The organism is Dyadobacter diqingensis (assembly GCF_024220585.1).
In the GTDB taxonomy this organism is placed as follows: domain Bacteria; phylum Bacteroidota; class Bacteroidia; order Cytophagales; family Spirosomataceae; genus Dyadobacter; species Dyadobacter diqingensis.
In genome coordinates, this window is sequence record NZ_JAMXKF010000004.1 from 448,576 (window position 1) to 464,199 (window position 15,624).

A 15,624-nucleotide genomic window follows, 5' to 3' on the forward strand; every position below is an offset into this window, starting at 1 on the left:
GAAATGATAACAAACAAAAACAGCAAGTCAGGAAATCCTGCTTGCTGTTTTTGTTTGTAACGCTGCTGCTAAATTCAGACGGCTAATACGTTATCGTTGTTTTCCAGATTTTCCATTTTTATAAAGTCACATCTGAAACCCGCAGAACGCAAAGCCGACTGTATACTGCGAAAATCAGCCAGTTCTGATCTCATACTTAACAGCAGGTCTTTGAAATCATAAGCCCAGTGTTTGACATTTAATTTTTTCAGAACGTCATGCAAACGCTGAAAGGAGAGCACATCGGGTAATTTGGTACGAAAAGATATTTGATATGTTGGCTTCATTGCTATTAGATCGAATTTTAAGATAAACAGGGATTTTAACCGCTTTGTATGACTCGTGTTAACTCATAACGCTTACATACTTCAAAGATCATTATAATTTATAATTAATCCAAATAAGAATTAAAATTATTTATTTATACAAATGTAGTTTATCTAATAGTAATTATCCGTGATGTTTTGTGATGAAATCGTTAAATATTCTTAATGACTCAAATTTTTGTCATTCTTTCGATAAGCCCAATAAAAAATCTGGGGCAATACCGTGAACGATAGGAACATACAAATCAGCAGACCGCCAACAATCATAATGGCCAGGGGCTTCTGAATCTCTGAACCCATACCGTTGGAGAGTGCCGCAGGTAACAAACCGAGTGATCCCATTAACGCTATCATAATAACAGGACGGATACGACCATAGATTCCCTCTGAAATGGCTTCTTTTAAAGGAAGTTTTTTGATCAGATTATCTTTCATAACATGTACCAGAATAATTCCGTCGATGGTACAGACCCCGAACAAGATAATAAACCCGATCCCCGCTGAAATTCCGAAAATGGTTCCTGTGATCCACAGCGACAGAAAGCCACCGACGAATGCGAAAGGAATGGTGATCAAAGATATTAAGGTATCTTTGGCATTACCAAAGTTCATGTACAGAAGGAAGATAATCAGTACCAACGCCGCAGGAATAATGACGGAAAGTTGTTGGGTCGCTCTTTCCTTGCTTTCAAATTCTCCTGCCCAGACAACTTTCCCGTTTGTCGGGAATTTGACATTTTCGCGAACCACTTTTTGCGCCTCTGCAATGGTGCTTCCCAGGTCCCGGCCATCGATGCTGAAACCGATCCCGATGTAACGGCTGCTTCCTTCGCGGTAAATAAAAGCGGGTCCTGTTTTGGTACCGATACTGGCAATTTCTTTTAACGGCACCTGATGGTTATCGAGGGACGGGATAAGAATGTTCCCGATTTCCTCCTCGGTATCCCGGTACTCTTTCTGATAACGGATGGTGATATCAAACATGCGGTCGTTTTCGTAGAATGTCGATGCCGCCTTGCCGCCAATGGTCATTTCGATCACCGCCTGTGCGTCGGCCATGGATACGCCATGACGCGCCATGCGTGCTTCGTCGAGACGGATTGCAAGCTCAGGAATACCAATGTTTCGGTAAACCAGCACATCTGAGACGCCTCGTACTTTGTGGAGATTGTCGGCTACCTGGTCGGCGAGTTTTTCCATGTCGTACAAATCCTCGCCGAATATTTTAACAACCAGTGAGCTTTTTACACCAGCCACATATTCCTCCACATTGTCCTGAATCGGCTGGCTGAACCCAAGCGAGACACCCGGGAATGAAGAAAGTGTGGTTTTCATTTCTTTCAGCAATTCGTCCTTCTTAATATGCCTCTTCCATTCGTTTTCAGGTTTGAGCTGAATATGGAACTCGTTGTTAAAGAAACCTGTCGGATCGGTTCCGTCGTTGGGCCGGCCGGTCTGGCTCATCACAAACTGCACTTCCTGAAAAGACCGCAGTGTATCGCGTAATGCATTGCCCGTTTTGACGGATTGTTCAAGACTTATGCTGTTGGGCAAAGTGGCCCTTACATAAATCGCGCCTTCATTCAGTTTTGGAATGAATTCAGTCCCGTAGGTCAGAAACTTTCCTACACAAACCATAAATAAAACCACGAAAGCTCCCATCACCAGACGTTTGTTTCGGTCGCTCCAAAGGTAAAGTTTGAAAATATTGTTCCGGAAAAAGTTGACCACCGGATTATTTTTCTCCTTAATATCCTTCCTGAGCAACACCTTACACATGGCCGGTACGAACGTGAGGCTTAAAATGAGGGAACCAACAAGCGCATAACCGAGCGTAAATGCGAGCGGGGTAAACATTTTTCCTTCCACTTTCTGGAAAGAGAAAATCGGGAGCAATGCGACGATGAGGATTATCTGTGCAAAAAAGATATGAGAAGCTACATTCTTTACACTCCGTTTCATCAGCCCGAGTTTTGACATTTTATTGAATCTATCCACGCCCAGCCGGTGTGAGCTTTTTTCCAGATCGACATAAATTTTTTCCACAATGACCATGGTACCTTCGAGCAGTAAGCCAAAGTCGATCGCCCCCAGAGAAATCAGGTTGGCGGGTAAACCCTGAATTCTCAGCATGGTGATGGCAAAAAGAAATGAAAGCGGGATTACCAAAGCAACCGTGACCGTGGTGCGCCAGTTGAAAAGGAAGATGAAGACGATTACGGATACGAGCACAACACCTTCGGCGAGGTTATGCGTAACGGTGTTGACGGTGGCGTTTACGAGTTCGGTCCGGTCGATCACGGGTACAATTTTGACGTCAGATGGAAGGATCCGGGTATTTAGTTCGTCAATGGTTTTGCGTAACTTAACGATTACATCACTTGGATTTTCACCTCTCAGCATCACCACGATGCCTTCAACCAGGTCCTTCTCTTCACCAAGTCCTACCTGCCCAAGTCTCGGTTTTGCCGTAATATTCACCTCCGCGACTTCCTTGACGTGAACAGGTGTTGACCCCTTCACGTTGATAAGGATATTCTCGATGTCCTTCGTGCTTTCCAGCAAACCAACCCCACGCACTACATAAGCCTGATCACCTTTCTGAATGACATCTCCGCCTACATTGATATTACTTTTCCCGACAGCCTCGTAGACGTCCAGCGGGGTCAGGTCGTATTGAGCCAGCAAGGCAGGGTTCACCCGTACTTCATAAATTTTTTCTTCACCGCCAAAACTGGCCACATTGGCAACACCCGGTACCGCCACGAGTTCCCGTTCGATAACCCACTCCTGAAGGGCCGTAAGTTCCTTGAGTGGACGATCGCTTTTCAAAACATATCGAAAAATCTCGCCAGTGGCTCCATAGGGCGGCTCAATTTCGGCCTCGGCGCCTTTAGGCAAATCGATGTTTCTCAATCTCGTTGAGGCATATTGCTGTGCGTAAAAATCCTCAACTTTATCGTCAAACAAGACGGTAACCACCGATAAACCGAAGAGCGAAATCGACCTTACCTCTGTTTTCTTGGGTATGGTGTTCATTTCCTTCATCACAGGCAGTGTAATAAATTTTTCTATTTCTTCCGCACTTCTTCCCGGCCATTGGGTGATAATCCTTGCCCGGGTGTTGGTTACGTCCGGAAAAGCTTCAATGGGTGTTTTGATATAACTCACAACGCCCACAAGCGCCAGAACGGCGGTCATGAAAAATACCAGCATGGTATTTTTCAAGGAGAACGCGACAATACTTTGTGTTAATTTCTGCATGAAAATCGATATTATTTACCCGTATTTAGTACGTCTGAGAAAAGGAGCAGCTGATTGTTGATCACAATATGTTCACCGGCCGAAAGTCCGCTTTTGAAAAAGACTTTGTCATTGTCCTTCACATCCACGATCACTTTCCTTGGCTCCAATGTGCTGTCAGGTTTTTGTATAAGCAGGTAATTCTCGTTGTTATGAAAAATGAGGGCATTGGCCGGAACGCCGATCGCAATCTCTTTGGTGTTTTTCTTTACCACGGCTTCGATCGCCAGGCCCGGTTTCAATTTCAGATCTTTGTTTGGCATACGGATGCGGGCTTTCAGAACACGCTCCTGCGGATCAAAAACCTGGGAGATTTCGGAAATAATACCTTCGAAAGTTTCACCTGGATATGCTTTTGATTTAATAACGGCCTTCATACCTTTTTGTACAAAAGGAAGGTCTACCGCATAGATGTTAGTTGTTACCCATACATCGGATAAATCGGAAATGGTGAAAAGATCGGCGTCACTGCCGCTGATCTGTGTTCCGCCGGAGATGTTGTTCTGAACGACATAACCACCCACGGGTGCTTTGATCTGAAAAACTCCCTTTTCGGTACTTGCATTGTAAAGCGACAGATTTGACTGGATTTTTTCGATTTCCGATTTGAGAATATCCACTTCGCTTTGTGCTTCTACAAGGTCTTTCTCGGAAGAAATCCGGTCCCCGAACATGGATTCGGCAACGGATAACTTTCTTTTTGCGACCAACAGCTGCGATTCGAATGAACGTTTCTGCGAGGTCAGATCCGTGAGCTCACTGCTTTTAAGCTCAGCCAAAACCTGCCCTTTATTAACCTTATCGCCAAGGGAGAAATAGGTTTTTGTAATCACGCCGTTGATCAGACTTGCATAATGCACGACCTGATTCGGGTTGTATTCAATCTGGCCGTTTAGCCGTATCGATTCCGTTACCGGTTCCAGTTTGGTTTCGTACGTGATTACCGGATGAGATACCATTTTTGTATTTTCTTTGGACGGAGCAGCCTTGTCCTGCGTGGTTTCACAGGATGAAAACGCCAGACCGATCACTAGCGCAGTCAGGATATTGTATGTTGTTGCTGACATATTGGTTTTTAGATATGCTGTTTTAGAGGTTGAGGTCGATTTTGGATTAAATCGGGCTAACGGATTTCGCTGGCTGTCACGAAATAGAGATCTTCCAGATTTTCGATCAGTTGCCTGGTCGTGCTCAGTATCGTTCGTTTGTTGGAAATGTAGGCATCGAAGAAATCCAGGTATTCGACCATATTGATGCGTCGCTGGATGAAATACCCGGTGTACGTTTGAAACACCTGATCCAAATCCTGTCCATAATTTGGATCAAGTGCCTCATAAGCCTGAAGACTGTTTTGCAGGACACGAAAAGCCTGAGTTACTTCTGCCTCAATGCTTTTTGTTTTCTGCTCGGAAACTACTTTTGATTTTTCGATTCCTATTTTGCTTTCCAGAATATTTCCCTGATTTCTATTGAAAACAGGCAGGTCCATTTTAAACCCGAAACCAATAAAGTTGAGCAGGAAATTTCCACCGCGGTCGTAATTGGTGCCGAGCGTCAGGTCCGGTTTTCTTTGGGCGTATTCCAGATCATATTTTTTGCTGGCCAGTGTTTCTTCCAGAAAACTTATTTTCCCATCGGGCCGGTTTGTTACCGCGCTGAGTTGCAGCTCATCAAGCGTCAGCGACTTAATCCCATCCAGATTCACGCTGGCAGGTATATCCGCTTGTATGTAACGCTGGGAGGGAATGTTTAACAGTACCGAAAGTTCCTTTTGAACACCGTGCATTTCATTACGTGCTTCGAGTATCTGCTGTCCTAATTCCAGCTTCAATGCCTTCAATCTGAAAACCTCCGTTTTGCTGATGTTGTTTTGTCGGTACTGATTTTCAAATGCGGCAAGCAGTTTTTCCAGTGCACTGTTTTGCTGAGTCAGAACAGCCAGAAAAGATTGTTTGTACGAGAGTTCAAAAATGTTTTTACGGAGGTCGGTTTTCAGATTTCTCAGCAGTTCCGAATAGTATTCCGCGGCTATGTCCCGGGAAACCGATTCAAGGGCAATCCGTTTTTTTCGCTTTCCTGCGGTCTCAATTCGTTGTTCAAGGGCCGCCGAGAACTGCTGGTTTTTTCCAAATTTTCCGATAATCGGTGGCAGCCTTTCGCCCGAAGAAAGCTGGTTTTTTGTAGCCCAGAGGTTAACTTCATCCACACTAAACTCGGGATTGGGCCAAAGTTTGGCCTGAATAACCTGGGCTTCTGCCTGGTTAATATTCAGTTTCTGGATGATAAGGTCCAGGTTATTGTGTAAAAATAGACCCTCGGCTTCTTTCTGGTTGATGACCAGCGTGTCCTGTAAAACAGGCGTGACAGCGATGCTGCCATAGTTTAAGAAGAGGGAAAAACTTAATGCAAGGAATACCTTCACAAAATCAGTGATTGATGAAGGCACAAAATTAAACGCCCCGGATTAGAGGGTTCTTTAAGGTAAATTAGAAAAGGATGAGCGCAACATTAAAAGTAAATTAGAGAAAACTCAGAAATTGAGCGTGATGCGCGTTCCGCTGTTTGGCTCCGATTCGATAGAAATTCCGATGTCGTGATTGCTGAAAATCCTATACGCGATGGCCATTCCGAGTCCGTTCCCTTTGATTTTTCCGGTATTGTGCCCCCGGTAAAAAGGCTCTGAAATGTGCTGAATATCCAGGGCACTGATGCCGATACCCTGATCACGGATTTGAAGGATCAACTTGTTTTCAATGTTTTTTAACGTGATATCAACCGGCTTTTGATCTGAAAACTTTGCCGCATTTTCAATCAGATTGTATAGGGCCATGTAAATCTGTGTTTTAACACAGTTGTATTCAAGTAAACCGCTCGTATTTTCGGGCAGGTCCCAGTGGAGGTTGATTTTTGTCGTCTGGTATTCCGTTGCAAGTTTATCCAGCACCTCCCACAAGATTTCGTCAATCCGCTCGGGTTGTGTTTTCTGCTTGTTTTTCTGATCTAAACCGGATAAAACCAGTAAGTTTTCCAATATTTTTTCGAGACGTTCGGCGTCGTTTAAAACGTTTTCACTCACGTTTTTATACTCCATCATATTCCTGTCTTTTTGAAGCAGTACTTCAAGGTCACCAACAATGGAGGAGAGCGGACTTCGTAGTTCGTGAGAGGCGTGGCTGATGAAGTTTTTCTGGATCTGAATGTTTTGGTAAACCTTTTCAAGAATGGAATTAAATTCCTGAAACAGGTCTTCGAGTTCATCTTTTGTCCTGGGATAGGTCAGCTGATGTTTCTGCCCGTTCATGTCAATATTTTTGACCTGCTCAATGATCTGTCTGACAGGGGAGTATGCTACTTTGGATAATGTGTAACTGAGTGTTACTATAACGAGCATGCCTAGGATCAGCGCGATAAGCAAAATCCTGACAAATTCGCTTTCCTGTGCTTCAAGTATGGGGTTATTTGCTTTAATGATAATGCTGAAAGAACCCTGATTATCACGATAATAAATGGTATAGTAAAAAGCGTTGCCAACCTTGAAACTGTAATGGCTGTTGGCCCGGATGGTTTTGAGAATTTTGGCAGTGATATTGGTGTCAGGATCAGCCTCTCCGTAATGAATAAACCCTTTTTTATCATACAGGCGGATCTCCTGGTTGGCGCTTGCGGTCAGAAATTTCTTTTCAATTCTGCTGTATTCTTTCGTGGTCAGCTCGTCCTCTTCGAGATAAAACATGGCAGTCAGTGAAGCTGTTCGTGCCAGCTCCTCAAAGAAAATTCGCTCGGCAGATCTCACAAAATTGAGATAGATAAGCACCGACGAAATGGTAAAGACCAGGCCGAAAACCAGTGAGGAATTCAGCGTAAGCTTGTGTTGGATTTTCATTTGTCACCAGCGATCATGTAGCCGCGACCTTTGACCGTTTTAATGAGTTTTTCCGAATAATTGCTGTCTATTTTATTTCGCAGGTAAGAAATGTAGACATCCACGACGTTGGTAAATGTATCCATGTTGGTATTCCAAACCGTGTTCAGGATCTGCGTGCGCGTAACGATCTTGTTTTTGTTTTCAAGCAGATAAACTAAGAGTTTAAATTCTTTGGCGGAAAGCTGTATTTCGTTTCCCTCTCTTTGTACGCGATTGGTATCCATGTTAACGGTCAGGTCGGCACATTGCAATGTCTGGTCAGGTGTGTAGTGCAACGCGTACCGGCGGCGCAGCGCCTTGATGCGGGATAACAGTTCGGGGAAATGAATTGGTTTTACAAGATAATCGTCTGCACCAATGTCGAGTGCTTTTATCTTATCTTCGGCTTCACCAAGTGCGCTGAGCATCAAAACAGGCGTGTCTATTTTTTTATATCGGATAAGCTGAGCCAGTTGAAGGCCGTCAATATCCGGAAGCATGACGTCAAGAATAAACAAATCCCACTGCTCGGCTGTAACCAGGTCCCTCGCTTCATAACCGTCGCTGGCCAGCTGCACGACGTACCCGGCTTCCTCCAGACCTTTCCGGAGGAAGCTGCTGATACGGGAATCGTCTTCAACTACTAATATTTTCATTTATAATCGGTTGTGGCTTTTACGCCCAGGCTCTTTCTAAAAAGTCAACCCAGTTTTTCCACATGATTTGTTCAATATCCTGTTCAGAGTAACCTCTTTTGTGCAATATACCCGTAATGGATTGCAAATCGGCAATAGAATCCATGTCGCCCGGCGCTTGTTCTTTTCCGAAAGCACCGTCAAGATCCGATCCGATACCTACATAGGAGGCATTTCCGGCCAGTTGACAAATATGATCAATATGTTCGGCAATATGTTCGATAACCAGACCGGTATTTTGGGGGGTAGATTTCCCGCGAACCCAGCCGGGAATCATCATCCAGGCATCAAATGCCATACCGATCACCGCTTTTCGCCCAATCAGTTCGCGAATCATTTCGTCCGAAAACTGGCGGTTATGCGGTGTCACTTTCCGGGTGAGGTTGTGGCTGGCCCATACAGGCCCTTTATAAATCTTCATCGCGTCCCAGAATGCGCTGTCGCACAAATGGGTTGCATCCAGAATCATATTCAGGCGGTCCATCTCAATCAGCAGATCTTTTCCTTTTTGAGACAGGGGCTGATCAGAATCGGTACCGTAGGCATATATACCCGGGCCATAATGCGCCGGACCAATTGCGCGAAGGCCGTAATTATAAGCGATTTCCAGGTTTTTCAGACTTATGAACGAGTCGGCGCCTTCGAGACTAAGGATATAACCAATCGGAAGATTTTCAGTGGAGGTGGCATTTTTCCAAAGATCCAAGTGTTTATGCAAACCCTGCAAATCAGTGATCTGAACCATTTCTCCTGCTTCTTCCATGGCTTTGTACCAGGCAATTTGCGCCTGTGTTTGTGCCCAGGCCTGCGCCTGCGAGTGCCAGCCCGGAATTTTGCTGTCTGGTTTTACAAAACGTGCAATTTGTGTAGCCACGCACATACCGATGTTGCCTTTACGCATTTCGGGAAAACTGACTACGCCAAGTCCGCGATCCGGCTTGTCGGTCAGGTTTTTCTCGCGGTCACGAATACTTTGAAGGTCCTGGGTTAAGTCCCGGTTCCATTCCACGGCATTCATGGAAAGATCCAGGTGAGCATCAAAAAGAAACATAGATTTAGGAATGGGGGAATTTTGAATGATAGTATGATAGAATTTTGAATGAGTAAATAGGACAATTCGTGGCGATCATTCTATCATTCACTCATTCAAAATTCGCTTATTTATACAGTAAGTCTGCGGTTTCTTGCAACGATTTTCCATTCGTCGGTAACTTCGCCATTTTCGATGACGGACGCATAATCATGCAGAGCGACTGATGGGCAAATGTGATATGGCAGGGCGTAATAAACATCACCAATCTGGATATTTTCCCAGACATCTTCTCCGATTTGCAAAACGCCGTGTTCTTCACTCTGGCCGGTCACCGTATACCCATTCAGATTTAAGATTCGGAATCTTCTGTCAACAGGATTTTCAGCAGCAACGGCTTTATGTCCAAGATCGATGGTGATAACGCCACACGAAGGTTTTGAAACGACACGCGTTAAGATAAGCGCCGCATGTAGAAAAGGCTGGTCGTCGAACTGATCACCATAACCCCAATCCCAGAGTACGTTCGTTCCCGGGCTCAGGAGCACATCCGGGCGAAGCAAATGCACCGTGAACGTGGGAGAGCCGCCGGCAATGACAACCGGCTCGGTACCGATATCTTCACGGATTAAATCCAGTAAGGGATATACTTTTTCAAATGCGGCATCACTTTCGGCTTTCCGTTCGGAAAATTCCGCGTTTCGGATATGCCCGTCATAAACGTGAACGCCGGAAACTTCAACATTGGGAAGGCCGCTTAAAAAACGGTACAGCGAAAGCAGCAGACCGTTTGTTGGATGTCCGGAGCGGTTCATGCCATTGTTGACGTCAATAAAAATCGTTGATACAACATCTTCCGTTTCTGATATATCTTGCAGGGCCTGTGCCGACTGCTCGTTATCGATCAGTGATGAAAATGTCGTTTCCGGATATTTTTTTCTTAGTGCGAATAACCTGGGGATGTTTGCGCCGGTCAATTGATAAGCGATCAAAATCCATTTTGCTCCTGCATCAGCCAGCATTTCGGCCTCCGCAATGGTGGCGCATTTGAATTTATTAACACCTGCTTCCAGCTGAATTTTTACAATTTCAGCCGTTTTGTGGGTTTTAACATGTGGCACTAGCCGGTTTACATCGCCGGCCATATGAACCATACTACGAATATTATTTTCGATTCTATCTTTATAAAAAAGAAGAGAAGGGGAAATTACTTCTTCTGGTTTGTTGAGCAGATACCACATCGTTTTTTGATTTTTATGGGATAAAAATGAAGATTGCTGATCCGGACCGCCTTTCTGTTATAAAAGGAGCATGTCAAACCAGCAATCAAAAAGACTTATTAGTTTTCTTCGAGTTCGAACATCGCTTCAATTTCAACAGGGATATTGTCTGGTAAGGTTCCCATGCCCACAGCACTTCTTACGCCGATACCATTTTCTTCTCCCCAAACTTTGGCAAATAATTCGCTACATCCATTGATAACGTATGGGTGACGTTCGAAATCACTTGTCGCGTTCACCATACCCAAAATCTTGATTACCCGCTTGATCCGGTTCAGGCTTCCAAGGTTTGCTTTCAGGGTTGACAGGATGGTCAGACCTACCTGACGTGCAGCCAGTTTGCCTTCTTCCACATCAAGATCTGCACCGATACGGCCGATGATCAGGCTTCCGTCGTCCTGAACGGTTCCATGTCCGGAAACATAAACCCAGCGGTTGTCGACGATAAGATATGGTTTATAAACACCAAGTGGTTTTGGTGCCGGTGGTAAATTAAGTCCCAGTGCTTCGAAATTGGATTCAGGAGTCATGCAATAATCAGATAAGTGATAAAAGTACTGTTTTTTGAAAGATGCAAAAGTGTCTCTGTTTTACTCTTACACGAACAAATTTAATACTAAAACGCCCAACAAACCCATTACTGATACAATTGTTTCCATGACGGACCACGTCAGTAAGGTGTCCTTAATACTTAAATTGAAGTATTCTTTGAACAGCCAGAACCCGCCGTCGTTCAGGTGGGAAAACATCAAACTTCCTGAACCGATGGATAATACGATAAGCTCAGGCGGGACAGGCGAATGGATGAGCAATGGTGAAAGTATGCCGACGGTGGTTAACCCGGCAACCGTTGCGGAACCTACACAAACACGGATAACCGCCGCGATTCCCCAGCTTAAAATGATCGGTGAAATATCAATGCCTACCAGACTTTCTGCGATGTAAGTGCTGACGCCGCTGGCTGTCATGATTTCTTTAAAAACACCTGCGCCTGCAATGATCAAAAGGATAACAGACACGCCTTTGAAAGCTTCTTCCATAGATTTGCCAACGCCTTTCATATTCAGACCGCGCTGAATACCCAGGGCGTAGGCTGCAAAAAGAACCGAAACCAGCATACCGAAATACGGTTCGGCAAGTAACGCGATCAGCTGATTGTCAGGATAAATTCTTTTCACTCCCGACATTGTGGTCAGCAGGAAAACAGGAAGCAAAGCAGTAGCGACGCTTATGCCCAAGCCTGGCAATTCGGAAGTTGGACGGGGTTTAACATTAAAAAGATCTTCGTCAGGTTTCGGAGTAAATCTTTTTAAAGTACTGCCAAATATCGGGCCAGCCACTGCAATGGCCGGGATCGAAACAATTAATCCGTAAAATAGTGTTTTACCAAGATCTGCACTCAGCTGGCTGGCAATAGCAGCAGGCGAGGGGTGAGGTGGTAAATAACCGTGTGCCACGGACAGCGCAGAAAGCATGGGTATACCTATATATAATAATGGTAAACGCGCCGTCGCGCTAATCATAAATATTAAAGGAATAACGATGACAAAGCCGGCGTTATAAAAAAGAGGAATACCGATGACAAATCCAGCGAGCGCCATTCCCCATTGGATGTATTTCTGACCGAAAACGCCGATAAGCGCGTCGGTTATTCGCTGGGCGGCGCCACTGTCGGCGACGAGTTTTCCTAACATCGCGCCAAAACCTACGATGAGTACGAGGTCGCCCAAAGTGCCCCCAACACCTTTTTGAATTGCCTTACTGACTGTTGCAACATCAAGACCGCTGGCAAGTCCCAGTCCGATCGAGACCAGAAGGAAAGAAATGAAAGTATCAATTTTAAGCCATGCGATCAGCAGGATCAGACACAAGATGGAAAGGAAAGTCAGTAATAACGGCATAGAGAGAAATTTAGGAAATGAGGTTTTAAGGTTATAAGGAGGCAGATGGGCAAATTTAACGATAGAACCGGATTTGTTTTAAAATTTCTTCAATCGCTAGTGTAAAAGGACACAGGATCACAAATGAAAAGAGATTAAAGTAAATAAATTTACAAACAGTGACATTTTAACACTTTCCGATCCATTTTCTCTTAAAAAAAGTCGGACGAAAACAGCCTGAAAGGCTGAAATACCTCAACCCATACCACCGGTATGGGAAAAAAAGAATATCTAAATTCCGCAGTATCACGGTGATAGAAAGTCTGTGCGTAATAAGGCTCCAAGAAGTTTGTTAGAATGCCTAAAAATAGCGAAATTTGACTTTTTGGTATTTACAGTATTGTAATAATCCAGTGAGTATTTGTATAAAATCAATCTCTCATTTTAAATTTTTGATTCTTTTCTAATTGTTTATGGCAGAATCTTCAGGTGAAAACATTATCCCCATTAATATTGAGGATGAAATGCGAGGAGCATACATCGATTACTCGATGTCAGTTATTATTTCCCGCGCTTTACCCGACGTTCGCGATGGTTTGAAACCGGTGCACAGACGCGTGTTGTATGGTATGTCTGATTTGGGTGTGAATTACAATAAGTCACACAAAAAATCAGCTCGTATAGTAGGGGAGGTTTTAGGTAAATATCACCCGCACGGTGATGCTTCGGTTTATAATACAATGGTGCGTATGGCTCAGCCATGGTCACTGCGTTATATGCTTGTTGACGGACAAGGAAACTTTGGGTCTGTCGATGGTGACTCACCGGCCGCGATGCGTTATACAGAAGCAAGATTGAAACGTCTTGCAGATGAATTGTTAAATGATTTGGGTAAGGATACAGTTGATTTTCAGCCCAACTTTGATGATTCTTTGGAGGAGCCAACGGTTCTTCCTGCTAAATTTCCAAATTTACTTGTAAACGGGTCGTCAGGTATCGCCGTGGGTATGGCTACAAACATGGCACCACATAACTTATCAGAAGTTGTGGACGGTGTGATGGCTTATATCGACAATAATGAAATTACGATTCCTGAGCTGATGCAGCATATCAAGGCACCGGATTTCCCGACGGGAGGTATTATTTACGGTTACCAGGGTGTGCGTGCTGCAATGGAAACGGGCCGTGGACGTATCATCGTTCGTGCAAAAGCTTCTTTTGACGTAACAAAAACAGGCCGCGAGCAGATTATTGTGACTGAGATTCCTTACATGACTAACAAAGCGGCCATGATCGAAGGAATTGCAGGTTTGATCAATAACAAAAAACTTGACGGTATTTCTGATATCCGTGATGAATCGGATAGAGACGGGATGCGGATCGTTTTCGATTTGAAAAAAGATGCTATTCCCAATATCGTTCTTAACCACCTTTATAAGTACACGCCGCTTCAGTCATCTTTCAGTGTAAACAACGTGGCGCTTGTAAAAGGCCGCCCGGTGATGTTGAACCTGAAAGACCTTATCAAGCATTTCATTGACCACCGTATCATCGTGATTACGCGTCGTACGGAATATGAATTACGTGAAGCTGAAAAGAGAGCGCATATCTTGCAGGGTTTAATTATTGCACTGGACAATCTTGATGCAGTGATTGCTTTGATCCGTAGCGCGCGTGATCCGGAAATCGCGAAAAACGGTTTGATGGAGAACTTTGCGTTGAGCGAAATTCAGGCCAAAGCGATTCTTGAACTTCGTCTTCAAAGATTGACAGGTCTTGAAAGAGACAAGATTGTTAAGGAGTTTGAAGAGATCATGCTGATCATTGCTGACTTGAAGGACATTCTTGCAAACGAGTACCGTAAGTTCGAAATAATCAAAACAGAACTTGGGGATATCAAAGATCGCTACGGTGACGAACGTCGTACGCAAATTGAATTTGCTGCGGAAGAATTCAGCGACGAAGATATGATTCCGGATGAAGAAATGCTTATTACCATTTCTCATGAAGGATATATCAAACGTACACCTTTGGCGGAGTACCGGACACAAACAAGGGGTGGGGTAGGTTCCCGTGGTGTGAAAACCAAGGACGCTGACTTTACGGAACATTTGTTCTCGGCGACGATGCTTAACTATCTGCTCATCTTTACCGAATTTGGTAAATTGTTCTGGATGAAAGTGTATGAAGTGCCGGAAGGAAGCAAAACTTCGAAAGGAAGACCGATCCAGAACCTGATCAGTCTTGAAAACGGAGATTCGATCCGTTCGGTGATCAATGTTCGTACTTTGACAAATGAGGATTATATCAACAATAATTACCTCATTATGTGTACGGAGCAAGGAACAATTAAGAAAACTTTGCTGGAAGCATATTCCCGTCCACGTACAAATGGTATAATTGCAATCTCGATCAATGAAGGTGACCGTCTGCTGGATGTAGCTTTGACGAACGGGGACAACGATATCGTTATTGCATCAAGCGCCGGCCGTGCGGTTCGTTTCAACGAAAAAGGAGTGAGGCCAATGGGCAGAACGGCTGCCGGTGTTCGTGGTATCAACCTGAACGATCCTGAGAACAAAGTGATCGGTATGGTTTGTATCAATCGTGAAGATGCGCAGCTGCTTGTTGTTTCGGAAAATGGATTTGGAAAGCGCTCAGCTATTGATAGTTACCGTGTAACGAATCGTGGTGGTAAGGGTGTTTCGACCATGAATGCGACTGACAAAGTTGGTAAGCTGGTTGCAATCCGTGAAGTAACCGAACAGGATGATTTGATGATCATCACACGTAATGGTATCGCCATTCGTATGAGTGTTCTGGATATCCGTCAGGCCGGACGTAATACGCAGGGTGTTAAACTGATCCGTTTGAACAATTCAGATGAAATCACTTCGGTAACCCGTATCCTTAAAGATCCGGATGAAAAATTGGAGGAACTGGATGAAGACGGAAATGTAATCGTGAATGAAGCAACTGATTCACTGATCATTAAAGCTGATGATGCAGAAGCTGTGGAAGATGAAATTGTAGATGCAATCGAAAGCGATGATGATGACGAGGAGGTTGAAAATGACGATTCTGAGACGCCAGAGGCATGATTTTTGTAATAATTAGCTTAATTATTAATATTTGTATTTTGAAATTATCATTCACAACCAATTGAG

The 15,624-nt window shown here is 44.3% G+C and carries 11 protein-coding genes; 1 reads left to right on the top strand and 10 read right to left on the bottom strand.

From position 1 onward, the window contains the following. Positions 1 to 74: 74 nt before the first annotated feature. From M1L62_RS14160 to M1L62_RS14205, 10 genes are all read right to left on the bottom strand, one after another. Complete coding sequence (locus M1L62_RS14160; protein WP_254560241.1) at positions 75 to 326, bottom strand: hypothetical protein; 252 nt, start codon at positions 324 to 326, stop codon at positions 75 to 77. Between the two features lie 201 nt (positions 327 to 527). Beyond that, the gene (locus M1L62_RS14165; RefSeq protein ID WP_254560242.1) at positions 528 to 3,629 is read right to left on the bottom strand and encodes an efflux RND transporter permease subunit; all 3,102 of its coding nucleotides are present in this window, start codon (positions 3,627 to 3,629) and stop codon (positions 528 to 530) included. A gap of 11 nt (positions 3,630 to 3,640) precedes the next feature. After that, on the bottom strand, positions 3,641 to 4,735 hold the full coding sequence (locus M1L62_RS14170; RefSeq protein WP_254560243.1) for an efflux RND transporter periplasmic adaptor subunit: 1,095 nt from the start codon (positions 4,733 to 4,735) through the stop codon (positions 3,641 to 3,643). A gap of 56 nt (positions 4,736 to 4,791) precedes the next feature. Next, a complete protein-coding gene (locus M1L62_RS14175; RefSeq protein WP_254560244.1) occupies positions 4,792 to 6,090 on the bottom strand; it encodes a TolC family protein in 1,299 nt (432 codons plus the stop codon). A gap of 108 nt (positions 6,091 to 6,198) precedes the next feature. Next, a complete protein-coding gene (locus M1L62_RS14180; RefSeq protein WP_254560245.1) occupies positions 6,199 to 7,551 on the bottom strand; it encodes a sensor histidine kinase in 1,353 nt (450 codons plus the stop codon). Continuing rightward, positions 7,548 to 8,228 carry a response regulator transcription factor gene (locus tag M1L62_RS14185; protein WP_254560246.1) on the bottom strand — a complete coding sequence of 227 codons (681 nt, stop codon included), beginning with the start codon at positions 8,226 to 8,228 and terminating at the stop codon, positions 7,548 to 7,550. The genes M1L62_RS14180 and M1L62_RS14185 overlap by 4 nt, the downstream gene beginning before the upstream one ends. 19 nt (positions 8,229 to 8,247) lie before the next feature. Continuing rightward, positions 8,248 to 9,330 (bottom strand): dipeptidase, encoded by a 1,083-nt coding sequence (locus tag M1L62_RS14190; RefSeq protein WP_510185844.1) that lies wholly within the window; start codon positions 9,328 to 9,330, stop codon positions 8,248 to 8,250. Positions 9,331 to 9,428: 98 nt separating this feature from the next. Further along, positions 9,429 to 10,538: a D-TA family PLP-dependent enzyme gene (locus M1L62_RS14195; protein WP_254560248.1), complete on the bottom strand. Its 1,110-nt coding sequence runs from the start codon at positions 10,536 to 10,538 to the stop codon at positions 9,429 to 9,431. 98 nt (positions 10,539 to 10,636) lie between these two features. Continuing rightward, positions 10,637 to 11,107 (bottom strand): RidA family protein, encoded by a 471-nt coding sequence (locus M1L62_RS14200; RefSeq protein ID WP_254560249.1) that lies wholly within the window; start codon positions 11,105 to 11,107, stop codon positions 10,637 to 10,639. Positions 11,108 to 11,173: 66 nt separating this feature from the next. Next, positions 11,174 to 12,478 carry a GntT/GntP/DsdX family permease gene (locus tag M1L62_RS14205; RefSeq protein ID WP_254560250.1) on the bottom strand — a complete coding sequence of 435 codons (1,305 nt, stop codon included), beginning with the start codon at positions 12,476 to 12,478 and terminating at the stop codon, positions 11,174 to 11,176. A gap of 452 nt (positions 12,479 to 12,930) precedes the next feature. On the opposite strand from M1L62_RS14205, the gene gyrA reads away from it, so the two are divergent. Beyond that, positions 12,931 to 15,558 (top strand): DNA gyrase subunit A, encoded by a 2,628-nt coding sequence (gene gyrA / locus M1L62_RS14210; RefSeq protein ID WP_254560251.1) that lies wholly within the window; start codon positions 12,931 to 12,933, stop codon positions 15,556 to 15,558. Positions 15,559 to 15,624 lie beyond the last annotated feature (66 nt).